This is a genomic window from Caulobacter sp. DWR3-1-2, from assembly GCF_049896225.1.
Classification (GTDB): domain Bacteria; phylum Pseudomonadota; class Alphaproteobacteria; order Caulobacterales; family Caulobacteraceae; genus Caulobacter.
On the sequence record NZ_JAFCTW010000002.1, the window covers coordinates 387,467 to 411,089 of the forward strand.

A 23,623-nucleotide genomic window follows, 5' to 3' on the forward strand; every position below is an offset into this window, starting at 1 on the left:
GGCTGGCGCTCCGCCCTCCCCAAAAAGTGGATGTCACCGGTGTCATGATCCGTGATAGCCCTTCTTCCGAGCGCGAGCCCAACCGCGCCGGAGCAAGCTCATGGACCACCTGAATGTCGATCGCCGCGGCCTGATCGCCGGCGCGGGCGCGGCCCTGGCCTTGGCCTCGACGCCGGCCTTCGCCGCCGCCAAGGCCGGTCCCGTCGTCGCCACCACGGCGGGCAAGGTGCGTGGAGCCAGCGCCACGGGCGTCCAGGTGTTCAAGGGTCTGCGTTACGGCGCCGACACCGGCGGCGCGGCGCGGTTCACGCCGCCCGTCAAGCCCAAGCCTTGGACCGGCGTCGCCGACGCCCTGGCCTTCGGCGCGGCGTCACCGCAAAGCGGCAAGGGCGAGGAGGGCGAGACGCTCAGCGAGGACTGCCTGTTCCTCAACGTCTGGACCCCAGCCTCAGAGGGCAAGAAGCGCCCGGTGATGGTCTACATCCACGGCGGCGCCTACAACACCGGCTCGGGGGCCAGCCCCTGGTATGACGGCACGAAACTGGCCAAGCGCGGTGACGTGGTGGTGGTGACGGTCAATCACCGCCTCAACGCCTTTGGCTACCTCTATCTGGCCCGCCTCTTCGACGACCCTTCCGTGGCTGACAGCGGCAATGCCGGCCAGCTGGACCTCGTCCTGGCGCTGCAATGGGTGCGCGACAATATCGCCGCGTTTGGCGGGGATCCCGGTAATGTCATGCTGTTTGGCCAGTCCGGCGGCGGCGCCAAGATCGCCACCCTGATGGCCATGCCGTCGGCCAAGGGCCTGTTCCACCGCGCCGCGACCATGAGCGGCCAGCAGGTCACGGTCGGCGGCCCGTTCAACGCCACCAAGCGCGCCAAGGGCTTCGTGGACAAGCTGGGGGTCAAGGACCTGGCCGCCCTGCGCGCCCTGCGCGCCGACCAGTTCCTGGCCGGCCTGAAGGCCGTCGATCCCATCGCCGGCAGCGGCGGGGTCTATATGGGTCCGGTGCTGGACGAGCGGAGCCTGACCCGCCACCCCTTCTTCCCCGACGCCGCGCCCCAGAGCCTGGACGTGCCGATGATGGTCGGCAACACCCATGACGAGACGCGCGGCTTCGTCGGTTATGACAAGAGCCTGCTGGACCTGACCTGGGACCAGGTCATCGCCAAGTTGCCCAGCCAGTTCAACGCGCGCGTCGACATCGACCCCGCCACGGTGGTGGCGGCCTATCGCAAGATCTATCCGGCCTATGCCCCGTCCGACGTCTATTTCGCCGCCGCCACGGCCGGCCGCTCGTGGAAGGCGGCGATCATCCAGGACGAGGAACGCGCCAAGGCCGGCGCCCCCGCCTTCGCCTATCAGCTCGACTGGCGCGCCCCCAAGGACGGCGGCGTCTGGGGCGCCCCCCATACGCTGGACATGCAGCTGGTGTTCGGAAATCTCGACGCGCCCGGCGTGATCACCGGCTCAGCGCCCGACGCTGTGGCCTTGCATGAGCGCCTGGCCGACGCCTTCATCGCCTTCGCGCGGACGGGTGATCCCAACTGCCCGGCGATCCCGAAGTGGGAGCCCTACACCCTGCCGAGGCGGCAGACGCTGGTGTTCGACAACACCACCCGGATGCAGGACGACCCGCGCGGGGCGGAGCGCGAGCTGTTCAACAAGGTCCCGTTCACGCAGTTCGGGACGTAAAATCCTCCCCCGATGGGGGAGGCGATCGCGAAGCGATCGGTGGGGGGAGTTTTAGGGTCGGCAATCCTGCAGGCGGTCACCTGCCGAACACTCCCCCCCTCTGTCGCCCTTCGGGCGACACCTCCCCCACAGGGGGAGGATTTTTACTTCGCCTGATCCATCAGACCCGCGAACCGCTCGAACAGGTACAGACTGTCCGTCGGCCCCGGCGAGGCCTCAGGATGGTGCTGCACGCTGAAAACCGGTTTCCCCGTCACGGCGATGCCGGCATTGGTGCCGTCGAACAGCGAGACGTGGGTCTCGGTCACCGCCTCGGGCAGGCTCGCGCTGTCCACCGTGAAGCCGTGGTTCATCGAGACGATCTCGACCTTGCCGGTCGTCAGGTCCTTCACCGGGTGGTTGGCGCCGTGGTGGCCCTGTTCCATCTTCACGGTCTTGGCGCCGACAGCCAGGGCCAGCATCTGGTGGCCCAGACAGATGCCGAACACCGGCTTGCCGCTGGCGACGAGCTTCTGGATCTCGGGCACCGCATATTCGCCGGTCGCGGCCGGATCGCCCGGGCCGTTTGACAGCAGCACGCCATCGGGATTGCGCGCCAGGATGTCCTCGGCCGAGGTGTCGGCCGGCACGACCGTGGCGCGGGCGCCGACATGGGCCAGGGCGCGCAGGATGTTGCGCTTGACGCCATAGTCGAGGACCACGACCTCATATTTGGGCTTGTCCAGCTTGGCGTAGCCTTCCGGCCAGGACCACAGGCCCTCGTCCCAGGTGAAGGTCTGGGTGGTGGAGGCGTCCTTGGCCAGGTCGAGGCCTTCCAGTCCGGCCCAGGCCTTGGCCTTGGCGACCAGGGCGTTGAGGTCGAACTCACCGCTCGGGCTGTGGGCGATGACGCCGTGCGGCATGCCGGTCTCGCGGATCTTGCGGGTCAGGGCGCGGGTGTCGACGCCCGACAGGCCGATCATGTTGCGGCGCTTCATCCAGCCGTCGAAGTCGCTGTCGGCGCGCCAATTGGCTTGGTGGGTCGGGGCGTCGCGGAAGATCGCGCCGCGGGCCGCCGTCTCGGCCCCGCCGGCCATCTGTTCGAGGTCCTCGACATTGGTCCCGACATTGCCGATGTGCGGGAAGGTGAAGGCGACGATCTGGGCCATGTACGAGGGGTCGGTGAGGATCTCCTGGTAGCCGGTCATGGCGGTGTTGAAACACACCTCGCCGACCGCGTCGCCCGTCGCGCCGCAGCCGAGGCCTTGCAGGATCGTGCCGTCGGCCAGGGCCAAAATTCCGGTGACGCCGGGGAGAAGGTCTTGGGACATCTCGGAAAGCGCCTCCAGAACGCTGGCCCCGAAGGGCCGATCATTGTCGCAAAAAGGCGGGTCGGAGATAACCCCCACCCGCCGCGCAAACGGCGGCGTGTCTAGGGGGGTATGACGGGGGGGTCAACCCTTTCGATCACGGCGCGGCGAGCGCGCTCCCACATTCCCGTGATCGGCGAACTTGCTCTCTCGCGTTCGCGCGCCATCGGCCCTTATGGTGCGCGGGTCAACGCGTATCAAGACACGCGATCAAGGGAGGAGGCGACCATGCTCGAACTTCGTCCCAATTGCGAGTGCTGCGATCGCGACCTGCCGCCCAGCAGCGACCAGGCCCTGATCTGCACCTTCGAATGCACCTTCTGCATCGACTGCGTGGAGAGCCGCTTTTCCGGCGTCTGTCCCAATTGCGGCGGCGGATTGTCGGCGCGGCCGATCCGGCCCGCGTCGGCCCTGCACCGTTTCCCGGCCTCGCTGAAGCGCGTCTACAAGGCCCATCCCGCCTGCGCCAGGCTGCGACCACCGTCGCCCCAGGCGTCTGCGCCCTCCTGGGCCTAGAGCATCGCGCGGAAAAGTGGCCACCGGTTTTCCGCAAAAGCGATGCGAAAACAAAAGTCTAGAGCAAGCCGCGCGATTCCTATATTGCGCGGCTTGCTCTAGGAGGAACGCCGCCGACCCTTCCCTCCTCTCCGGACCCGTCGTATCACCCGCCTCCGATCCGGAGCGCTTCCATGCCCATCACCACTGTCGGCGTCGATGCCGACGACACCCTCTGGCACAACGAGACCCTCTTCCGCCTGACCCACAAGCGGTTCGTCGAGCTGCTGGCGCCCTATGGCGATGAGGCCCAGATCGACGCCAGCCTGGTCGAGACCGAGCAGCGCAACCTGCGGCTCTATGGCTACGGGGCCAAGGGCTTCACCCTGTCGATGATCGAGACCGCCATGGACCTGACCGACAGCCAGGTCAGCATCGGGGTGATCCGCCAGATCCTGGCGGCCGGCCGCGAGATGCTCAGCGAACCCGTCGAGCCGCTGCCCGGCGTCGAGAAGGCCCTGGCGACTTTGTCCGAACGCTACCGGCTGGTGCTGATCACCAAGGGCGATTTGCTACACCAGGAGCAGAAGCTGGCGGCTTCCGGTCTGGGCGACCTGTTCGCCGCCGTCGAGATCGTCTCGGAGAAGGACGCCGGCACCTATCGCCGGGTTTTCGCCCGCCACGGGACCGGACCCGAGCAGGCGGTGATGGCCGGCAATTCGGTGAAGTCCGACATCCTCCCGGCCCTTGAGGCCGGCGCCTGGGCGGCGCTGATCCCCTACCCGCTGGTCTGGGCGCACGAGGCGGCGACCGCGCCAAAGGACCATGCGCGGTACGGCGAGTTGGGGTCGATTTCGGCGCTGCCGAGCTGGGTGGACAGTCTTTCTTGAACCCTCTCTCTTTGAGAGAGGGAGGGGCCCATGGCGAAGCCATGGGAGGGTGAGAGGTTACACCGCTGACCGGCGTGCCGGCAGGGCATGACGGATAGCGCCCGGTCTGCTTTCGACCCGTTGCGGATTCCGTGAAGCTGCCGCAAACATCGCGTATGCCTGAGCTACTCCACGAGTATTGGGAAAGCGGACACGGCGGCGAATTCGGACCGGTCCGTGAGCGCAGCGATCAGCTGCGCCCTGGCCTGACACCTCACGCCCGCAGGGTTTTTGAACTCCGCGCGTCGTCATGGTACGAGGCGATGCAGCTCTACAATGAACAGCTTGACTATGGCGATTACGTGCCTGTCGAGGGGCTCGACGATCACTTCTACACAGATGAAGAGGCGGCCCAACAAGAAGCCTATCTAGCTGTCCGCCACGTCTGAAACCTACCCATAACTGACCGTCCGAGCGCCCATTGCGGGCGCGGCGCGAAATCGTCCAAGGTGTAACCTCTCACCCTCCCACCGCTACGCGGCGGGTCCCTCCCTCTCTCTATGAGAGAGGGTTCGTTTTTGGCCCAGCCGTGAAATCCAGTCGCGCGCCGGCCGTTCGAAGAGCACCAGCGACAGATAGGCCAGCGGGATCAGCGCCACGATGCTGGCCAGCACCAGCCAACGCATGGCGTCGCCGTTGTCGCCCAGATGCCAGGTGCTGAGCCCCAGCCAGTTCAGCACCATCTTCAGGAAGATCGGATGCAGCAGATAGAGGGTAAAGCTCAATTGCGCCCACGGCGCCAGGCGGCGACTGACCCCGCCCTGCGTCCCTGCGGCATCGGCGGCGACGCCGGCCAGGCCCAGGGCGTAGACGAGCAGCAGCAGCCAGGTGCGCTCGACGCGGATCATCGACAGCCCCAGGAACAGCGCCAGCAGGCCCCACATCCACAAGCGCGCCAAGGGCAGCCGCCCCAGTATCGGCCTCAGTTGGAACCCCAGCATGCCGATCAGGAACCCCGGCACAGCGCGCAGCACCCCAAAGTTCCAGGTCCACTGGTGAAAGGGCATCGGCCCGTCGGGATTGAGCAGCAGCACCGTCAGGCTGACGCCCGCCGCCAAGGCCGTCACCACCCATCCGCGCGCCGTGATCCAGAACAGCAGCGGCAGGGCGATATACATCCCCATCTCGGCGCTGATCGCCCAGCTGACGAAGTTCCAGGTCTGGGCGTGGCAAACGTGCCAGGCGTGGATGAAGATGATGTTGGGGACGATGCAGGCCAGGTCGTAGCGCTTGGGATCGCGATCGGCGACCAAACCCGCTTGCCCTGCGGCCCAGACGGCGACGAACACCGCAAGCGTCGCCCAGTGCAGCGGCCCCAGCCGCGCCACCCGCTTCTTCAGGAAGGTCCCGTACTTGCCCCAGGTCGTCAGCCGCCCGGCATAGACCGCCGCCATCACATAGCCGGAGATCACGAAGAACAGGTCGACGATCAGGCTGAAGCCCTTGACCATGTCGTCCACGGCCTGCCAGCGCCCATCCAGATTGATGAAGCGGTTGAAATGGAACACCACGATCATCAGCGCCCCGACGATGCGCAGGGCGTCGAGGTGCAGCATGTCCTCGGAGTCGGGTTTCAGAGGTGGGAAAGATTTCATGCGCCCTCTGGATGGGACGCGGCGGGACGATGGTCAAGCTCGCGTGATGGCGGGGACACGCCCTTGCGGCGTGTCCCCTTCCGCAACCGCTGAAGCTAAATGGGGACACGCCGCAAGGGCGTGTCCTCAGCATTACCGCAACGTCGGGCCCTTGGTCTTGTCCAGGCTGGCCAGGGCCAGTTTTGGGGTCGCCTTGTCGTCCGCGTCGCCGCCATCGGCCAGCAGCCGGTCGATATGCGCCCGCTGGGCCTTGAAGCGGCTCAGTTCGCCGCCCGCCAGGATCGTGCCCTGTGGGACCTTGGCGCCGATCGGGTTAACGCGCTGGCCGTTGAGCCAGACCTCGTAATGCAGATGGGGACCGGTCGCCAGGCCGGTCTGGCCGACATAGGCGACGACTTGCCCCTGGCGCACATGGACGCCCGGACGGATGCCGGGGGCGTAGCGCGAGATGTGGCCGTAGCCGGTGTCCCACTGGCCCGAATGGCGGATACGCAGCCAGTTGCCGTAGCCGCTCCAGCGGCGAGCCTCCAGCACCACGCCGTCGCCGGCCGCAAGAATGGGCGTGCCGGCGCCGGCGCCGAAGTCTACGCCCTGGTGAGCGCGGGTATAGCCCAGCACCGGGTGCTTGCGCGGCCCAAAGGTGGAGGTGATGCGGGCCCCGTCAACCGGCGTGCGCAGCAGGAAGCCCTTAATGTTCTTGCCCAGCTCATCGAAGAACTGAGGCTTGCCATCCCCCCCTGCTCCATTGCGACCATCGCGGTCGAAGGCGTAGAACTTCTGGCCCTTGACCTCGGCATATTCCAGGTCGCCGGCCTCGACCGTGCGACCGCTCTCGGTGACCTTGCGGTCGAACACCAGGCAGAACCTGTCGCCCTCGCGGATGTCGCGCGAGAAGTCGATCTTGTGCGAGAACAGCTGAGCCGCCTGGCTGATCACCGCCGGCGTGCCGCCGACATTGGCGACGCTCTCATAGAACGAGCCCTCCATCCGGCCGCAGGCGACCTTGGTCTCGTCGCTGACCTTTTCCTCAAGCTCCCGCAGCTTCATCGCGCCGTCGAAGGTGCGCGAGACGGTCAGGGTGGAGGACGGGCCGGTGCGCATCGACAGGCCGATCAGGCGGGCGGCGCCGGCCCCCCTTCTACCATTGGGCCCATTGCGGCGCTCGGCGATGGCGGCCTCGAAGGCCATGCCGGCCTTGATGTTAACGGTGTCGATCGCGCCCTGTAGAGAGGCCACCACCTGGTGGGCGTCATTGGGGGCGATCCCTGTGCGCAGCACGGCGCTTTCCAGGGTCTCGCCGGGACGCACCTTGACGGGGATCGATTGCGGACGGTCGAAGCCAGGCTGGGCCTCGGCGCTGGCGAAGGCGTTGTGCTGCAGGATAGCCATGGCGGCGGCGTCGAGCGGGGCGCGGACCAAGGCGATCGGGGCGTCGGGCGCCGTAAGCTTCCAGCCCAGGCCCAGGGCGGCCAGACCGGCGATGGCGGTGAAGACGCGCGGAGCCCAACGCAAGGTCGGCCGCCTCGGATCGAATTCCTGCATCATGCCCCCGTTCGGTAGCGATGCCGCGTGCGTTCAAGAATGACACGGCTGGGATGCCCCCCAGCAAGCCTCGCGCCGGAAAGTGACGGATGAGACCGCCCCTGGACAAGGACTATCAAGTGCTTTGGGCGTTTTGTCACGGATAGGGTTAATCCGTTGATCTGGCAGAGAAAAACGCCCGCCTCCGGAGAGACGGGCGCCTTGATCTCTCGACATCGCGCGGGACGGTTTAGGCCGCGGCGACTTGCTCGTTCGGGTCGCGCAGGACGTAGCCCCGGCCCCAGACGGTTTCGATGTGGTGCTTGCCTTGGGCCGAGGCCGCCAGCTTCTTGCGCAGCTTGCAGATGAAGACGTCGATGATCTTCAGTTCCGGCTCGTCCATGCCGCCGTACAGGTGGTTGAGGAACATTTCCTTGGTCAGGGTCGTGCCCTTGCGCAGGGAGAGCAGCTCCAGCATCTGGTATTCCTTGCCGGTCAGGTGGACGCGGTTGCCCGTCACCTCGACCGTCTTGGCGTCCAGATTGACCACGATGTCGCCGGTCTTGATCACCGACTGGGCGTGACCCTTGGAGCGACGGACCACCGCATGGATGCGGGCGATCATCTCGTCCTTGTGGAACGGCTTGGTCATGTAGTCGTCGGCGCCGCCCGAGAAGGTCTTGACCTTCGTGTCGATTTCCGACGTGCCCGACAGGATCATGATCGGCGTGTTGACCTTGCCCACCCGCAGGGTGCGCAGCACGTCGAGGCCGCTCATGTCCGGCAGGTTCAGGTCCAACAGGATCAGGTCGTAGTCATAGATCTTGCCCAGATCCACGCCCTCTTCGCCAAGATCCGTCGTGTAGACGTTGAAGCCTTCAGACTTCAGCATCAGCTCGATGGTCTGCGCGGTGGCGCTGTCATCCTCGATCAACAGTACGCGCATGCAGCCCTCCCCGCCCTTGGGCGGCATTATTCGACAGCGTGGCGGAATACCGCCGGTGAAACCCGTCCTGCACTGTGCGGGACAGTTAATTTAAGACTGGTTAATGGTGAATAATCTCGCTGAGGAAATGGTTAATCTGATTTGCGAATCGGGCGCAAGCGCCCAGCGAGTCGTTTGTCGCATTGGTCGCGGCGGCCTGTGGATCGTTCGTCAAGACGATTCCTTTTGGGTCAAAAGCCGTGAAATCCAGCCCCGCAAAGCTCTTCGACATCGCCTCAGGCGCGTTTCCTGACCATCGCGCCGTTCATCTGTGGGGCGAGATTGCGGCGTTCTGTCGCGAAGATTTTCGAACGGTGATCGCCAGAACTTTTCGGCGGGGCGCAAAGCGCCTGCCACGGTCGCGACGTCCTGCCGCAGAAGCTTGACCTATTATTTTTCGGGTGGGAGCCATCCGGCGTCCCGCAGCCGCGCCACCGAGGTCCGCGAGACCGGCGCCGACAGGTCGCCTCGCAGAACCAGGCGCAGGTTGCGGCCCTCGGCGGCCACACCGACCACCGCGGCGCGCGCCACCCACCAAGAGCGATGGACCCGCATGCCCTCGCGCGCGTCCAGGCCGGCGATCACCCGCTCGAACGGACCGGCCACCAGGCGCGAGCCCGTCAGGGTGTGGACCCGCACATAGTGGTCCTCCATCCGCAGACACAGCACCTCGCCAGCCGGAACGTCGCGTGAGGGCCGGCTTTCCAAGGCGACAGGTGTAAGCGACCGCGCGGCGCGCAGCCGGCGGCCCAGGATCATGAAGACCAGGACCGGAACCGACAGCACTAGGCACTGGCTGTACCAGTCCCACGGCGTATACGCCTTCAGTTGCGGCCACAGAAGGGTGGCCAGCCAACTGACGAAGACCGCCAGTAGACCGCAGGCGACGGGCGCCAGGATGGCGAGGCTCAGGCAGGGCGGGACCCGGCTGCGTTCCGACCAGGCCTCGGCCAAGCGAAGCGACATGCCGAAGATCATCGTCCCGACCCAGAAGCAAACGACGAAGTGGAAAACGCGGGGTCCCGGCGGGCCGTTATAATAGCTGCCAAAGGGTCCGATCACGCCGAGGAACGCGCCCGCCACCGAGGCGACGCCCAGGTTGATGGCCCATTCGCGGGCGGTTCCGAAGAAAGGCGTCCTGGCGGTCATGCTGCTCCTATAGCGGCGGTTGGCCGGTTCGCGAACCCGTTCGCCCATCCGCGCAGGCGCGCTGGCGGAGAGCGTTCGGTCTCGGCATGGCTTGGTCAGGTTTCACTTCGCCCAAGGACATCCATGTCGATCCGCTCCCTTCTTCTGCCGCCCGTCGCCGCCCTGGCCTTGCTGGCCTGCGCCGCCCCGGCCCTGGCCGCCAATGCCGGCTTCACGGTGGTTCAGGTTCCCGACCCGCAAGGCCCGCCGATCATGGTGGGCGTCTGGTATCCCACCGACGCCCCCGCCACGCCGATGGACCTGGGCATCGGCGCCCAGACCGTGGCGCGCGGCGCGCCGCTGGCCGGCGATTACCTGCCGCTGGTCGTCATGTCGCACGGCAATGGCGGCTTCTTCGGCGGCCATGCCGACACCGCCCAGGCCTTGGCGGAGGCCGGCTTCGTGGTCGCCGCCCTGACCCACACGGGCGACAACTATGCCGACCAGAGCCGAGCCACCGACATGGCCAACCGCCCCCGCCAATTGTCGGTGCTGATCGGCTACATGCTGACCGCCTCGCCGATGAAGACCGCCCTCGACCCCGAGCGGGTCGGCGCCTTCGGCTTCTCGTCTGGCGGCTTCACGGTGCTGGCGGCGGCAGGCGGCGAGCCGGACCTGAGCAAGATCGCGCCGCACTGCCAGGCCCATCCGGACTTTTACGACTGCAAGCTGCTGGCTGAGCATCCGCAGTCCGAAGAAGCGCTAAAGGCCACTTGGGTGCACGACGCCCGCATCAAGGCCGTGGTCTCGGCCGCCCCGGCCCTGGGCTACATCCTCGACCTGCGCCACGTGAGCGTGCCCGTGCAGTTGTGGCGAGCGGCCGACGACCAGATCCTGCCCGATCCGTTCTATGCCTCGACCGTCCGCGCCAACCTGCCCAAGGCGCCCGACTATCATCTGGTGGCCGGCGCCGGGCATTTCGACTTCCTGACGCCTTGCAACGCGGCGGGTCTGGCCACGGCGGGGTTCATCTGCGCCAGCGCCCCAGGTTTCGACCGGGCCGCGTTCCATGTGGATTTCAACAAGGCCGTGGTGGAGTTCTTCGAGGCGAACTTGGCGCGGCGCTGAAGCGAATATCCTTTTCCCCTTACGGGAGAAGGTGGCCTCCGAAGGAGGTCGGATGAGGGGTCGCACCGCCCTGTCCGAAAGCCTTGGAGCGCACGGCGATCGCCCGTCGCCCCCTCATCCGTTGGCTTCGCCGCCACCTTCTCCCGCAAGGGGAGAAGGAAGGGACGGTCATAACGCCGCAGCTCCAACCCCACGCTCCAGGTCGCAAGACCCAATTAACCATGTCAGCCCTACTTCACGGCCCATTAACGCGCGGGGTCGAAGCTTGACCCGGAGCTCGGGAGTCCTGCTTGCGTAGCCTGATCGCCGCCGTCGAACGTATCGATCCGCTGACCATTTCCGGTCGCGTCGCCGCCGTGAACGGCCTCTTGATCGAGGCGCGCGGCGGGCTGACGCGGCTGGCGATCGGCGCGCGGGTCGAGATCGACCGGCTGAACCTGCCGGTGCTGCCGGCTGAGGTGGTCGGCTTCCGCGAAACCCGCGCCCTGCTGATGCCGTTCGGCCCCGTCGAGGGCGTGGCCCCCGGCGCCGAGATCCGCATCATGCCCGAGGGCGCCGCCGTGCGTCCGACCAAGGCCTGGCTGGGCCGCATCATCAACGCCTTTGGCGAGCCCATAGACGGGCTCGGCCCCTTGCCACAGGGCGAAGTCCCCTACCCGCTGAAGGCCCCGCCTCCGCCCGCCCACGCGCGCGGCCGGGTCGGCGAGCGCATCGATCTGGGCGTGCGGTCGATGAACGTCTTCACCACCACCTGCCGCGGCCAGCGCCTGGGCATCTTCGCCGGCTCGGGGGTCGGCAAGTCGGTGCTGCTATCTATGCTGGCCAAGGAGGCGACCTGTGACGCCGTCGTCGTGGGCCTGATCGGCGAACGGGGCCGCGAGGTCCGCGAGTTCATCGAGGAGACCCTCGGCGAGGAAGGCCTCAAGCGCGCCATCGTCGTGGTCGCCACCTCGGACGAGCCTGCCCTGACCCGCCGCCAGGCCGCCTACATGACCATGGCGATCTGCGAATATCTGCGCGACCAGGACCAGGAAGTGCTTTGCCTGATGGACTCGGTGACCCGCTTCGCCATGGCCCAGCGCGAGATTGGCCTGGCCGCCGGCGAGCCGCCGACCACCAAGGGCTACACCCCCACCGTCTTTACCGAACTGCCCAAGCTGCTCGAGCGGGCCGGCCCCGGCCCGATCCGCCCCGACGGCACGACCGCCGCCCCGATCACCGCGATGTTCACGGTGCTGGTCGATGGCGACGACCACAACGAGCCGATCGCCGACGCCACCCGAGGCATCCTCGACGGCCACATCGTCATGGAACGGGCCATCGCCGAACGCGGGCGTTTTCCCGCCATTAACGTGCTCAAGTCCATAAGTCGGACCATGCCCGGTTGCCAGACCCTGGAAGAGCGCGAGGTCGTCAAGACGGCCCGCCAAACCATGTCGGCCTACGCCAACATGGAAGAGCTGATCCGCATCGGCGCCTATCGGGCCGGGGCCGACCCGGTCATCGACCGCGCCATCCGCCTGAACCCCGCCGTGGAAGCCTTCCTGGGCCAGGACAAGGACGAGGCCACCAGCCTCGACGACAGCTTCGGCTATCTCGCCCATATCCTGCAAAGTGACGCCGCCTGATGACCAAGTGGGCCGACTCCCTGATCCGCATCTCGAACCACGAGGTGGAGACGCTTCAGAAGCGGTTGTCCGAGATCGTCGATCGTCGCCAGACCGCCGAGATGCGGGTCGCGTCGCTCGACGCCGAGGCCGAGGCCGAGGCCCTGGGCGCCCAGGGCGACATCCAGGCCGGGTGGTACATGATCGGCTTTCGCCAGGGGTTCAAGATCCGCCGCGACCAGGCCCTGCTGGAGATCGACCAGACCCTGATCGAGGAAACCGGCGCGCGCGACGCCCTGGCCATGGCCTTCGAGAACCTCAAGAAATACGAACACGTCGCCGAGGCCGCCAAGCTCGCCAAGGCCAAGCTGGTCGGCAAGCTGGAGAGCGCCGCCCTCGACGAGTTGGGCCTGCGCAGGATCGCCGCCGGTGGGCGGTAGCGCTGACAGCCTCTATTCGCCGCGCCCGGAGCCCGGGACAGGCACATGTGCCTGTCCCGGTCCGTCGCGCTTACACCGCCTAGACCGCCGCGCAGTGCTGACAGGCGCCCTGGCCCTGTCCGCCTGCGGCCCCGGCGCCAAGAGCCAGACCGTCCCCGCGGATCTGCCGCCGCTGAAGACTATGGCGCCCTTCCGGATCGGAACCTGCGTCCAGGCCCTGCATCTGGACGACCCGGCGCTCGCCGGGCTGGTGGCCCGCCAGGTCAGCCAACTGACCCCAGAGTGGGAAATGAAGATGGAGTACATCGTCCAGCCGGACGGCTCTTTCCGCTTCGACGCCCCCGACCGCATCGCCGCTTTCGCCCGCGCCCACGGCATGGGCCTGCTGGGCCACACCCTGGTCTGGTACGCCCAGGCCCCGCCGGCCTTCCAGGCGCTGGACGAGAGCCGCATCAAGTTCGTCGACGCCTATCGCAACTACATCCTGGCCGTCGCCGGTCGTTATCGCGGCCAGGTGGTCGGCTGGGACGTGGTCAACGAGGCCGTCGCCGAGGACGGTAACGGCTGGCGCGACAGCCTGTGGTCCCAGAAGCTGGGAGCCTTCGAACACATCGCCCTGGCCTATCGCACCGCCCGCGAGGCAGACCCGCAGGCCGTGTTGCTGCTCAATGACTACAATCTTGAATACAATCCGCGAAAGCGCGCGACCTTCCTGAAGCTGGCCGAACGGCTGCTGTCCTCCGGCGCGCCGCTGACCGGCCTGGGAACCCAGATGCATGTCGCCGCCGATATCGAGCCCAGCAAGATTCGCGAGATGATGCGCGACCTGGCCAGCCTGGGGCTGCCGATCCACGTCTCCGAACTCGACATCTCGCTGAGCGAGGCCGAGAACAAGCTGCTGTCGCGATCGGATTTGCAACGTCGCCAGGCGGCGGTCTATGGCGAGACCGCGCAGGCCTTCATGGCCCTGCCCGAGCGCCAACGCTTCGCCTTCACCCTATGGGGCCTGCGCGACCGGGACTCGTGGCTGCGCAAGGCCCACCCCACCGACGCCCCCGCGCCGTTCGACGACGCTGGACGGCCCAAACTCGGCGCTGCGGCTCTGGTCGAGGCGTTCCGGGGCTAGAGCATTTCCCGACCTGACTGCGTCAGGCCGTGAGCTCTAATCTTCTGTTTTGACGCATTTTTCTTCCCGCGAACCGGAACCACTTCGCTCGAAAAATGCTCTAGCCGGCGATCATCTCGGGATCGTTCCGGCGCAGCCAGGCGGAGGCATAGCTGCACATTGGCACGATCTTCATGCCCTCGGCCCGGGCAGTCTTGGTCACCTCGCCCATCAGGCGTCCGGCCGCGCCGGTGCCGCGCAGGGCGGGGTCTGCCTCGACATGGGCGATCACCAGGCGAAGGCCGCTGCGCTGGTAGTCGGCGAAGGCGATCAGGCCATCGACCTCCAGTTCATAGCGGCTCTTGGCGGGATTGTGGCTGAAGGCGTCGGTCATCAGGGGTGAACGCGGATCATGGGAAGAGGATGCGGGGTGCGGTTGGGGACACACACTCATCCCCCGGGTCGTGGCTTGTTGGCGACGACGCGGGATGAGTGTGTGTCCCCGTCAGCAGCTCAAACCAGCTCTATCGCCATCGCCGTGGCCTCGCCGCCGCCGATGCAAAGCGACGCCAGGCCCTTCCTGCCGCCGCCCGCCTGCAAGGCCGCGATCAGGGTGCAGAGGATGCGCGCGCCCGAGGCGCCGATCGGGTGGCCTAGGGCGCAGGCGCCGCCATTGACGTTCAGCTTCTCCGGATCGATGCCCAGTTCCTGCTGGGCGATCATCGCCACCACGGCGAAGGCCTCGTTGACCTCGAACAGATCGACCTCGGCGACGCTCCAGCCGGCCTTGGCCAGGGCCTTCTTCATGGCCGGCACGGGGGCGGTGGTGAACAGGCCCGGCTCGTGGGCGTGGGCGGCGTGCGACACGACGCGGGCGACGATCGGCAGGCCCAGACGCTGGGCGACGCTCTCGCGGGTCATTACCAAGGCGGCGGCGCCGTCGCTGATCGACGAGGAATTGCCCGCCGTGACGCCGCCATCGCGACTGAAGGCCGGGCGCAGGGTCGGGATCTTGGCGGCGTCGGCCTTCAGCGGCTGCTCGTCTTGCGTGACGGTTTCGACGCCCTTGCGGGTGGTGATGGTTACTGGCGTGATCTCGCCGGCGAAGGCGCCCGAGGTCACCGCTTGCTGGGCCTTGGCCAGGCCGGCGATGGCGTAGGCGTCCATGGCGTCGCGGTCGAACTGATAGGCCGCCGCGCTGTCCTCGGCGAACGAGCCCATCAGCTTGCCGGGCGAGTAGGCGTCCTCCAGCCCGTCCAGGTACATGGAATCCCACATCTGGTCGTGGCCGATGCGGGCGCCGGCGCGGTGTTTGGTCAGCAGGTAGGGGGCGTTGGTCATGCTCTCCATGCCGCCGGCCACGATGATCTGGGCGCTGCCGGCCAGCAGGGCGTCGTGGGCCATGATCGCGGCCTGCATGCCGCTGCCGCACATCTTGTTGACCGTCGTGGCCTCGACCGACAGCGGCAGGCCCGCGCCCACAGCCGCCTGGCGGGCTGGCGCCTGGCCAAGGCCTGCGGGAAGGACGCAGCCCATGAAGATCTGCTCGACCAGTTCGCCCGACACGCGCGCCCGCTCGATCGCCGCCTTCACGGCCGTCGCGCCCAGCTCCGTGGCCTTGGCGCCGGCCAAGGCGCCCTGGAAACCGCCCATCGGCGTGCGAGCGAACGAGACGATGACGACGGGATCAGAGACATTGGACATGGATAAACTCCGGCCTTGGAAATTCGTGGCGGAATAAACCCCCTTGGGCGCGGCTGGCGCAAGGGTCTCGCGCAAAAAGCGGCCGACGGCGGGAGCGGATGTCCTTGGCCGTCGGCAGAAATTGGCAAAGCCAATTTCTGACTCAAAAAGTTGGAACGCGATAGCCGTCGAAACCGGGTTCCACTTTCGACTATCGCGCTCCGCAGGGGGCAACTGAGACAGTCAATTGCTTTAAGAAACCTACGTCGTTCGTCTGCAAAAGCAACCCTTGCATTCCCCCGCGGAAGGCTTCACCTTCGCGTGATGGGCCGCACCGCTGACTACACCAACGAACGTTGCTCTATCGCAGCCACCCTTGAGGTGGTCGGAGACCCCTGGACTCTATTGATCCTGCGCGACGCCTTCCAGGGCGTGAAGCGCTTCGAGCAATGGCAGGAACGGCTGGGCGTGGCCCGAAACGTGCTGGCCGCGCGGCTCAAAAGCCTGGTGAGCAACGGCGTGCTGGAGCCCCGCCGCTATTCCGAGCGCCCGCCGCGCCAGGAATATGTGCTGACCGCCAAGGGCCGCGCCCTGTCGCCGGTGCTGCTGACCATGGCCGAATGGGGCGACCAGCACGTCTATGGCGTCGGCAAGGGACCCGTCCACTTCGTCCACAAGACCTGCGGCCACGACTTCCACCCGCACCTGGCTTGCGAGGCGTGCGGAGCCATGGTCGAAGGCCGCGACCTGACCCGCGTGGTCCACGACCAGCCGGCCATGACGGTCGGCGAGGCGCTGGAAGCCTCGGTCGCCATCGCGGCGGCGTGAGTGACGGCCCACGGGTATCGAAATCCTCGAACACGTCCAGCAACTCGAGGGCCAACAGGGCGAGGCCCCCATAATCCAGGCCACTGACCGCCTGGCCGATGCGCACCCCCTGGGCCTTGGGCGAGGTCCCGTGGTGATCGGCGTCGAACACCGACTGCAGGACACGCCAGGCGGCGAAGGCGGCCAGGCCGCAGCCGATGGCGGAAATCAGCACGTAGCCCAGGGGCCAGTCCGCCCAAGCGCGCAACACGCCCGTCGCGCCCTCGGCGCTGGGCGTGTTGCGCGCTTGGGCGTCCGATCCGTGGCGGCCAGCAACACGATGGCGCCAATGCCCAGATACACCAGGCCCCGCGCGGCAAAGCCAAGGCGCGGGGCGATCTCGATGAGCTTGGGCAGGTCCAGCCGGCGCCGCTTGATGTCTGCTTTCCTGAACGCGCATGAGGGCGCGGGCGCCGCTAACGGTCAGGTCGAAATGGTGTTCCGGGCACGGAGGCTGGCATGGTTCGAAGCATGGCGTCCTGGCCTCAGATCGCCGCTCTCGAATCCCCTCATCCCGACTTTCGCCGAGATGAGGAGAATGGAGGACGGTTTCGCTGTGAATCGAACCGATTCTATAGCGCGATCTGCGCCCGTTCCGTCGCCACGATGAAGCCGCCGCCCAGCACGCGTTCGGGATCGGCGGGGTCGTAGAGCACGCAGGCCTGGCCGGGGGCGACGCCTTCTTCCAGGACGTCGAACACCAGGCGCGGCTGGCCATCGACCAGGGCCAGATGGCCCGGGACGGGTTCGCGGGTCGAGCGAACGCGGGCCAGCACCGGCGCGCCAGCCGCAGCGGCGGCTTCCAGGCTGTCCTCAGCGCCCAGCCAGTTCGCCTCCTTCAGCGATAGCGCCTGGGTCAGCAGCGCCTCGCGCGGCCCGACGATCACCTGGCGCTTGTCGGCGTCGATCCTGACCACGAACAGCGGGTCGCCGACCGCGATGTTCAGGCCCCGGCGCTGGCCGATGGTGTAGCGGGTGACGCCCTCGTGGCGGCCCAGCACGCGGCCGTCGATGTGGACCAGGTCGCCGGGGATCGCGCCGTGCGGCCGGATGCGGTCGATCACCGTGGTGTACTTGCCTTCGGGCACGAAGCAGATGTCCTGGCTGTCGGGCTTGTCGGCCACGGTCAGGCCCAGGGCGGCGGCCACCTGGCGCACCTGGCTCTTGGGCATGCCGCCCAGCGGGAAGCGCAGGAATTCCAGCTGCTCGGCCGTGGTGGCGAACAGGAAGTAGCTCTGGTCCTTCGAAGGATCGGCCGCACGCCGCAGCTGCGGGCGGTTGCCGCCGCCGGTCATCGTCCGCTGCACATAATGCCCGGTCGCCATGGCCTCGGCGCCCAGATCCCGCGCGACATCCAGCAGGTCGCGGAACTTGACCGTCTGGTTGCAGCGCACGCAGGGGATCGGCGTCTCGCCGCGCAGATAGGCGTCGGCGAACTCCTCGATCACCTGTTCCTTGAAGCGGCTCTCGTAGTCGAGAACATAGTGCGGAATGCCGATCCGCTCGGCGGCCATCCGGGCGTCCAGGATGTCCTGGCCGGCGCAGCAGGCGCCTTTCTTGGTGATCGCCGCGCCATGGTCATAGAGCTGCAGGGTGACGCCCACCACGTCATAGCCGGCCCGGGCCAGCAGGGCGGCGGTGACGGTGGAGTCCACGCCCCCCGACATCGCCGCGACGATCCGCGTCCCGACCGGCAGGCCGACGGCCGCGCGCGCCTGCTCGACGGCGCGGTCGAGGATGGCGGGGTCGGTCTTGGCTGTGTCGAAGGTGGCGATGTCGGCGTCCATCGCCGCCATATAGCGGTTTGGGCTGCGTTTTGCGAGGTTGTGTAGGGAACGCTGACGCCGCCACCGTCACGATGCGTATTCGGATCGCGGCCACCTCCCCCGCTTTGCGGGTGAGGTGGCCGCGATGCAGGACGGAGGGGGCGTCCTGCGCCTTTGACTACTTCAGCACGTTCAGCAGCGACGAGTTCTGCAAGGACGCGAACACCTGGGCCGAGGCCTGGACGGCCAGCTTGGCGGATTCCAGGCGGGTGATGGCCTCGGCCATGTCGACGTCGGTGATGCCGCCGACCATGGTCTTCAAGGTGTCGGCCCGATTGGAAAGGTCGGTCTTGGCGGTGTCGAAGCGCGCCTGGTTGAGGCCATTCTTGGCCTGGTCGGTCGTCAGGGTGGTCTTTACGCCGTCGAAGGTGGGCAGCAGGCCGGACAGGAAGGTGGACTGGGCCTGGGTCAGCTTGCCGGTGAACGGGCCGTTGACGTCGACATAGGCCTGGACCTGCTTGAAGGCGTTGAACACGCCGGTGCCCAGCTTGTCGGCCAACACGCCGGTGTCGACCGAGGTGGTGTCGTCGATGCGGTTGCTGGTGATGTATTGGTCGTTCTGAAACAGCGAGGCGGTGCTGGCCGCGGCGGTCAGGTCGGGCATGCTGGTGGCCGTGGTCGCTTGGGTGTCGGACTTGGCGCCCGAGAACAGGTAGCGGCCGTTGGACTTGGCGTTCAGCCCCTGGATCACATCGCCAAACGCGCCGCTCAAGGCCTGCATCATGGTTTCGGCGCTGCCGGCGGCGACGGCGTTGGCGATCGAGTCCCGCGCGCTCTGCATGCCGTCCGAGATCTGGCCGATCGAGGTGTCCTGCATGTCCAGGCGATTGGCGACCTGGGTGGACTGCTCCAGGAAGCCGGCGACCTTGGCTTGGGCCGAGCGCATGGCGGTCAGCACCTCCGCGTTCTTGGCGTAGCCCTTGAGGTCGGTGGCGTTCTTCTGGCTGGAAACCTGCTCGCCGGCGATGTTCTGCAGAACCTGCGCGCGCATCAGGTTGCTGGTCATCACGCCGAAATTGCCGGAGGTGGAGACGCGGGTCATGGCTTAACCTCAAACGATGCCGACAAGGACATCGTACATGTCCTTGGTCGCCTGGATCAGGCGGGCGGAGGCGTTGAACGCCTGCTGAAAGGTGGTGAGATTGACGAGCTCCTCGTCGAGATTGACGCCCTCCTGCGACTGGCGCTGGGCGTTGACCTCGGTCTGGACGGACTCGGCGGCTTCCTTGCGGCTGATCGCGGCGGCCGACTTGCGAGCGATCGAGCCGCTGAAATCGGCAGCGTAGGTCAGGACGCTCTTCTTCGACCCCGCCGCGTCGCCGGCCTGGGCGAAGCTGGCGAGGCTGTCGCCGGCCTTGGCCAGGGCCAGGGCTCCGCGGCCATCGCCGACCGCCAGGGCAGGCGCGCCGCCCGCCACGGTCAGGTTGAGTTTGGCGAACGGCAGCCTGGACGGGTCGGACTTCATCGCCGGATCGACCTTGTACAGGCCGCCCCGCGTGCTGCGCTCGCTCAGGCCCACGCCGAACAGCTGGCTGAGCGAAGGACCCGAGACGCCGCGCTGGGTGGTGTCTTCCACGACCGACAGGCTGACGGGCGAGGCGGTGTTGGAGGTGAAGCTCAGCTCGCCCTTCGCGCCGAGGGCGAAGGCGCCATAGAGGCCAATGCCGTTGTTGCGCGAGTTCAGCGCGTCGATCGTCTCCTGCATCGTGCCCGTCCCCGTGGGGATGGTCACCTGCACGTCGCGGATACGGCTGCCGTCGGTGTCGGTCATCCGAAGCGTGATGGTCTGGCCAGGCGCGAAGCCGCTCTGGTCGCTGGCGACCATGCCTGTCTCGTAGGGCGAGTAGCCGCTGTTGCGGACCACGTCATTGAGGCCAAAGAACTGGCTGAAGCCCTTGCCGGCCTTGGTCGAAGGGGTGGTGGCGTCGTCGGCGATGGCGATGCCGTTGGTCGAGAGCGTGGTGTTGAGGCTCAGCGACCCATTGGCGAAGGAGGCCGTGGCCGTGCCGCCCAGGGCGGTATTCAGTTGAGTGGTGAAGTTGGCGTTGGTGAAGGCCGGCCCGGCCGCGCCGTTGACCGTCATCGTCCCGGCGGTGAAATCCACATCGACGCGCTGGACGATCGCGCCCGCAGCGTTGGTCACGGCGATGGTGGTCTTGCCGGTGAAGTTCTTGAAGGCGGTGGCCGGATCCAGGCCGGTGTTCTTGCCGGTCATGGTGGCCGGGGCGGGGACCGAGCTGGAGGCGTTGGAGGCGCGGTTCAATTCCTCGGCCGCCCGGCTGACGAATTCGCCCAGTTGGTCCGAAAGGTTTGGTAGTTCCTTGTTGCGCAGCTCCAGCAATCCCTGGATCTCGCCGTTGGCGACATACAGCGGCAGGGTCTGTCCACCGCTGTTGGCGGTGGTCACGGTCAGATAGCCGTTGGCCGGGCCCGATTGATTGTAGGTCACGGTCGCCGGGCCGTTGTCGGCCAGGCTGACGCCTTCAGCCGAGCGGACGATGACGCCGCCATTGGCCCGGTCGCTGACCTGCACGTCCATATAGGTTGAGAGCTCGTCGATCAGGCCGCTCTGGATATTCTCCGAGCCGGTGCCGTCGGCGCCGGCCATCTTGGCGCGGGTGATATCGACGTTGAGGGAGTCGATCTGCTTGAGCAGGTCATTGACCCGATCGACGTCGGCGCCCAGGCGGTTGTCGGTGTCGGTGATCTGGCCCGACAGCGACGCGGTGATGCGCTTGCTCTCGCTGAGGAAATTGTCGAGCTGGGTCGTGGCGGTGCTGCGCAGCAGGGTCGAGGACGGCTCGGCGACCGCAGCCGAGAAGGCCGTATAGACGTCGTCGAGCGTCGAGAAGTAGTTGCTGGCGGCGCTGGGGTCGCCAAACAACTTCTGGGCGTTGTCCATGGCGGTAGCGATGGCGTTGGCCTTGCCGGCGCCGGACGCCCCGTTCAGGCTGGCGGCGGCCATGAACTTGTCGGTGGCGCGCTTGATGGCGTCAACATTGACGCCCACGCCCATGCCGTTCGATACCAGGTTCGACTGGGCGATCGTCTTGCGGACATAGCCCGGCGTATTGATGTTGGCGACGTTGTCGGACGTGACGCGCAGGCCCGTCTGGGCCGCCATCATGCCCGAGGTCGCGATATTAAGGATGGTGTTCAACGACATCGGCTATTCTCCAGCCCACTCGGCAAACCACGAACGGCATGACGCGGCCTTGCCCGGCGAAAACTGCCGGGCGTGGCGGGGGGCGACCCCTTCGATCATGTGCAAGCCATTGAATTTCATGGCGTTCCGTTCCTGACGCAGCGTGAGCGACACGACCCTATCCGCAAGGAGGGCGCCAACTGCGGGGGCGGCAGGGCGACGCGGCAAGCCACGCCCCTTTCAGCGTGTTTGGCCCGGCAAAAAGCGCCGTGGTCGGTCTATCTGAAGTGGTAAACGATTCATTAAAGCGAGTAAAACCAACAGGTTGCATGATTTTGGCGAGTTGGCCCGACCGTTGCTGTTGGAGAAACGGATCAAGGCGTCCCTTTCGGAACCGCCATTCACCGTGGACTTCATCCGCCGCATGAACGCGATCGCTGCTCCCACTCCCGTTGCCTCGATCCCGGCGCCCGTCGTCGGGACGCAGGACAAGGATACGGCCGAAGGCTTCGGCGCGCTGCTGGCCCAAGCCGGAAGCGCGACAGCCGCCAATGACAAGGCCGCTCCGCGAGACACCAAGCTGCAGGACAGCAAGGCCGCCGCCGACCGGGCCGCTGATCGCGCCGCCGACGCCAAGTTGGCCGAAAAGGTCGCCAACAAGGCTTCCGACCGCGCCAACGACGCCAAGGCGTCAAGCAAGACGCCCGACACCAGGACGGCCGACACCAAGACGGCCGACAAGACCTCGGGCAAGCTCGACACGCTCAAGACGTCTTCCAAGGACAACGCCGACGGCAAGCTTGCCGACAGCCAGGACCAGACCGCCGACACGACGGACGCCGACGGGGTCAAGGACGCCCGGGTCGCCGACGCCACCGCCGGGCAAGCCGCCGCCGCCGCCCAGGCCGCCGCGGCCCTGATCGCCGCCATGCAGGTCGCCCAGGTCCCGGCGCTTAACCCGCTCGCCGCCGCCGCCCAGGCCGCCACCGCCGCCGACGCCCTCACCTTGGCCACGGACGCCGCGCCGACGACCCCGGTCGCGGTCTCCGCCGCCCTGGCCACGCCGGCCGAGACCGCGCCGGCTGCGGACCTGCCGGAAACGCCGGCCGCCTCGGCGATCGACCTGGCCGCCGCTGCTGTCGCCCAGGCGACGACCCCCGGCCCGGCGGCGAAGACCGCCAGCGCCGCCGCGACGGCCGCGCCCCCGGCCTCCACACCGGTCAGCGACACCGTCGAGGCCGCCCTCGCCGCCCTCGCCCCGCCCACCGGCACCATCCCGCCGCCGCCCGCCGCCGCGCAGGCCGCGCAGGCTGCGGCGCGCCAGGTCATCGCTCCAGAGATCGCCTCGATCAGCGGCAAGATCGTCAAGGCGGTCGAAGAGAAGGCGCCCGCCGCCGCCGCGACCAACACCGTCGCCGGCGCCTTGCAGGACGCGGTCGAGGCGACCTTGGCCGAAGCGGTCCAATCGGCCCACGCCGCCACAACCGGTCAAGGCGACGCCGACACTGGCAAGGACAAGAGCGGCGCCCAGGGCGCGGCCCTGGCCGAGGCCGCGCCGGCCGCGGCGCCCGACGCTTCGGCCCCGACCTTCGTCGCGCCAGGCACCACCGCAGCGCCGGCGCCCGCCCCGATCGCCGCGACGCTGGCCAAGGCCGCCGTGACGCCGGAGACGGTCAGTCACCTGACGACCGAGATCACCGGCAAGGCCCAGCTGGGCAAGACCAGCCGCTTCGACGTCGTGCTGCAGCCGGAAGGCCTGGGTCGCGTCGATGTGCGCATCGAGATCGCCAAGGACGGCAAGCTGACCGCCGCCCTGAACTTCGACAACCCGCAAGCCGCCGCCGACATGCGCGGCAAGTCGGGAGAGTTGCGCCAGGCCCTGGCCCAAGCCGGCTTCATCGTCGCCGACACCGCCCTGAGCTTCGACACGTCGAGCCAGCACGGCGGCCAGAACCAGAACGCCTTCTTCAACTTCCAGGGCGGCGAGAACGGCCGTCAGGCCTTCAACGGCCGCGCCTTCCAATCGGCGCTTGGCGAAGACCTGCCCACCATATCTCCGTCCGCCCTGTTGCCCGGCCTGCGCGTCGCCGAGCGCAGCGGCGTCGACGTGAAAATCTAGGAGAG

Annotated in this window: 21 protein-coding genes and 1 pseudogene; 10 read left to right on the forward strand and 12 right to left on the reverse strand. The window is 67.4% G+C overall.

The features are described 5' to 3' along the window. The first annotated feature begins 100 nt into the window (after positions 1–100). Complete coding sequence (locus ACP696_RS04205) at positions 101–1,696, forward strand: carboxylesterase/lipase family protein (RefSeq protein WP_426013134.1); 1,596 nt, start codon at positions 101–103, stop codon at positions 1,694–1,696. Between the two features lie 143 nt (positions 1,697–1,839). On the opposite strand, the gene carA is transcribed toward ACP696_RS04205, so the two are convergent. Further along, complete coding sequence (gene carA, locus ACP696_RS04210) at positions 1,840–3,006, reverse strand: glutamine-hydrolyzing carbamoyl-phosphate synthase small subunit (RefSeq protein WP_426013135.1); 1,167 nt, start codon at positions 3,004–3,006, stop codon at positions 1,840–1,842. Between the two features lie 267 nt (positions 3,007–3,273). Here carA and ACP696_RS04215 point away from each other — a divergent pair, with 267 nt between their 5' ends. From ACP696_RS04215 to ACP696_RS04225, 3 genes are all read left to right on the forward strand, one after another. Beyond that, positions 3,274–3,561, forward strand: a complete 288-nt coding sequence (locus ACP696_RS04215) for a DUF1272 domain-containing protein (RefSeq protein ID WP_426013137.1) — start codon at positions 3,274–3,276, stop codon at positions 3,559–3,561. Between the two features lie 173 nt (positions 3,562–3,734). Beyond that, a complete protein-coding gene (locus ACP696_RS04220) occupies positions 3,735–4,430 on the forward strand; it encodes an HAD family hydrolase (protein ID WP_426013139.1) in 696 nt (231 codons plus the stop codon). 131 nt (positions 4,431–4,561) lie between these two features. Further along, a complete protein-coding gene (locus ACP696_RS04225; protein WP_426013141.1) occupies positions 4,562–4,858 on the forward strand; it encodes a hypothetical protein in 297 nt (98 codons plus the stop codon). A gap of 84 nt (positions 4,859–4,942) precedes the next feature. On the opposite strand, the gene ACP696_RS04230 is transcribed toward ACP696_RS04225, so the two are convergent. From ACP696_RS04230 to ACP696_RS04245, 4 genes are all read right to left on the reverse strand, one after another. After that, positions 4,943–6,064 (reverse strand): acyltransferase family protein, encoded by a 1,122-nt coding sequence (locus ACP696_RS04230; RefSeq protein WP_426013142.1) that lies wholly within the window; start codon positions 6,062–6,064, stop codon positions 4,943–4,945. A gap of 132 nt (positions 6,065–6,196) precedes the next feature. After that, positions 6,197–7,606, reverse strand: a complete 1,410-nt coding sequence (locus tag ACP696_RS04235; protein WP_426013273.1) for a peptidoglycan DD-metalloendopeptidase family protein — start codon at positions 7,604–7,606, stop codon at positions 6,197–6,199. A 229-nt stretch (positions 7,607–7,835) separates the two neighbouring features. Further along, positions 7,836–8,531, reverse strand: coding sequence for a response regulator transcription factor CtrA (ctrA, locus tag ACP696_RS04240; protein WP_426013144.1), 696 nt, complete (start codon positions 8,529–8,531; stop codon positions 7,836–7,838). 429 nt (positions 8,532–8,960) lie between these two features. Continuing rightward, positions 8,961–9,719 (reverse strand): LytTR family DNA-binding domain-containing protein, encoded by a 759-nt coding sequence (locus ACP696_RS04245; protein WP_426013146.1) that lies wholly within the window; start codon positions 9,717–9,719, stop codon positions 8,961–8,963. A gap of 123 nt (positions 9,720–9,842) precedes the next feature. On the opposite strand from ACP696_RS04245, the gene ACP696_RS04250 reads away from it, so the two are divergent. The 4 genes from ACP696_RS04250 to ACP696_RS04265 all read left to right on the forward strand — a co-directional run bounded on the left by ACP696_RS04250 (position 9,843) and on the right by ACP696_RS04265 (position 13,999). Continuing rightward, positions 9,843–10,826: an alpha/beta hydrolase family protein gene (locus tag ACP696_RS04250; RefSeq protein ID WP_426013148.1), complete on the forward strand. Its 984-nt coding sequence runs from the start codon at positions 9,843–9,845 to the stop codon at positions 10,824–10,826. Positions 10,827–11,116: 290 nt separating this feature from the next. Continuing rightward, a complete protein-coding gene (fliI, locus tag ACP696_RS04255) occupies positions 11,117–12,454 on the forward strand; it encodes a flagellar protein export ATPase FliI (protein ID WP_426013150.1) in 1,338 nt (445 codons plus the stop codon). Further along, complete coding sequence (locus ACP696_RS04260; RefSeq protein WP_426013152.1) at positions 12,454–12,873, forward strand: flagellar export protein FliJ; 420 nt, start codon at positions 12,454–12,456, stop codon at positions 12,871–12,873. The genes fliI and ACP696_RS04260 overlap by 1 nt, the downstream gene beginning before the upstream one ends. A gap of 94 nt (positions 12,874–12,967) precedes the next feature. Continuing rightward, positions 12,968–13,999, forward strand: a complete 1,032-nt coding sequence (locus ACP696_RS04265) for an endo-1,4-beta-xylanase (RefSeq protein WP_426043496.1) — start codon at positions 12,968–12,970, stop codon at positions 13,997–13,999. Between the two features lie 100 nt (positions 14,000–14,099). Here ACP696_RS04265 and ACP696_RS04270 read toward each other — a convergent pair whose 3' ends face one another. Then, positions 14,100–14,372, reverse strand: coding sequence for a GNAT family N-acetyltransferase (locus ACP696_RS04270; protein WP_426013156.1), 273 nt, complete (start codon positions 14,370–14,372; stop codon positions 14,100–14,102). Positions 14,373–14,491: 119 nt separating this feature from the next. Then, positions 14,492–15,682: an acetyl-CoA C-acyltransferase gene (locus ACP696_RS04275; RefSeq protein ID WP_426043497.1), complete on the reverse strand. Its 1,191-nt coding sequence runs from the start codon at positions 15,680–15,682 to the stop codon at positions 14,492–14,494. Between the two features lie 303 nt (positions 15,683–15,985). Here ACP696_RS04275 and ACP696_RS04280 point away from each other — a divergent pair, with 303 nt between their 5' ends. Then, the gene (locus ACP696_RS04280; RefSeq protein WP_426013159.1) at positions 15,986–16,489 is read left to right on the forward strand and encodes a winged helix-turn-helix transcriptional regulator; all 504 of its coding nucleotides are present in this window, start codon (positions 15,986–15,988) and stop codon (positions 16,487–16,489) included. A 205-nt stretch (positions 16,490–16,694) separates the two neighbouring features. Here the strand turns inward: ACP696_RS04280 and ACP696_RS04285 are convergent. The 5 genes and pseudogenes from ACP696_RS04285 to ACP696_RS04305 form a co-directional block, all read right to left on the reverse strand. Next, positions 16,695–16,928: pseudogene (locus ACP696_RS04285) on the reverse strand (hypothetical protein); the annotation flags it as partial. Positions 16,929–17,100: 172 nt separating this feature from the next. After that, positions 17,101–18,324 (reverse strand): tRNA 2-thiouridine(34) synthase MnmA, encoded by a 1,224-nt coding sequence (mnmA, locus tag ACP696_RS04290; protein WP_426043498.1) that lies wholly within the window; start codon positions 18,322–18,324, stop codon positions 17,101–17,103. Between the two features lie 148 nt (positions 18,325–18,472). After that, complete coding sequence (locus ACP696_RS04295) at positions 18,473–19,396, reverse strand: flagellin (protein WP_426013162.1); 924 nt, start codon at positions 19,394–19,396, stop codon at positions 18,473–18,475. 9 nt (positions 19,397–19,405) lie between these two features. Beyond that, a complete protein-coding gene (gene flgK, locus ACP696_RS04300; RefSeq protein ID WP_426032015.1) occupies positions 19,406–21,520 on the reverse strand; it encodes a flagellar hook-associated protein FlgK in 2,115 nt (704 codons plus the stop codon). A gap of 3 nt (positions 21,521–21,523) precedes the next feature. Further along, a complete protein-coding gene (locus ACP696_RS04305) occupies positions 21,524–21,673 on the reverse strand; it encodes a hypothetical protein (protein ID WP_426013166.1) in 150 nt (49 codons plus the stop codon). 250 nt (positions 21,674–21,923) lie between these two features. On the opposite strand from ACP696_RS04305, the gene ACP696_RS04310 reads away from it, so the two are divergent. Continuing rightward, positions 21,924–23,618, forward strand: a complete 1,695-nt coding sequence (locus ACP696_RS04310) for a flagellar hook-length control protein FliK (RefSeq protein WP_426013168.1) — start codon at positions 21,924–21,926, stop codon at positions 23,616–23,618. Positions 23,619–23,623: the final 5 nt, after the last annotated feature.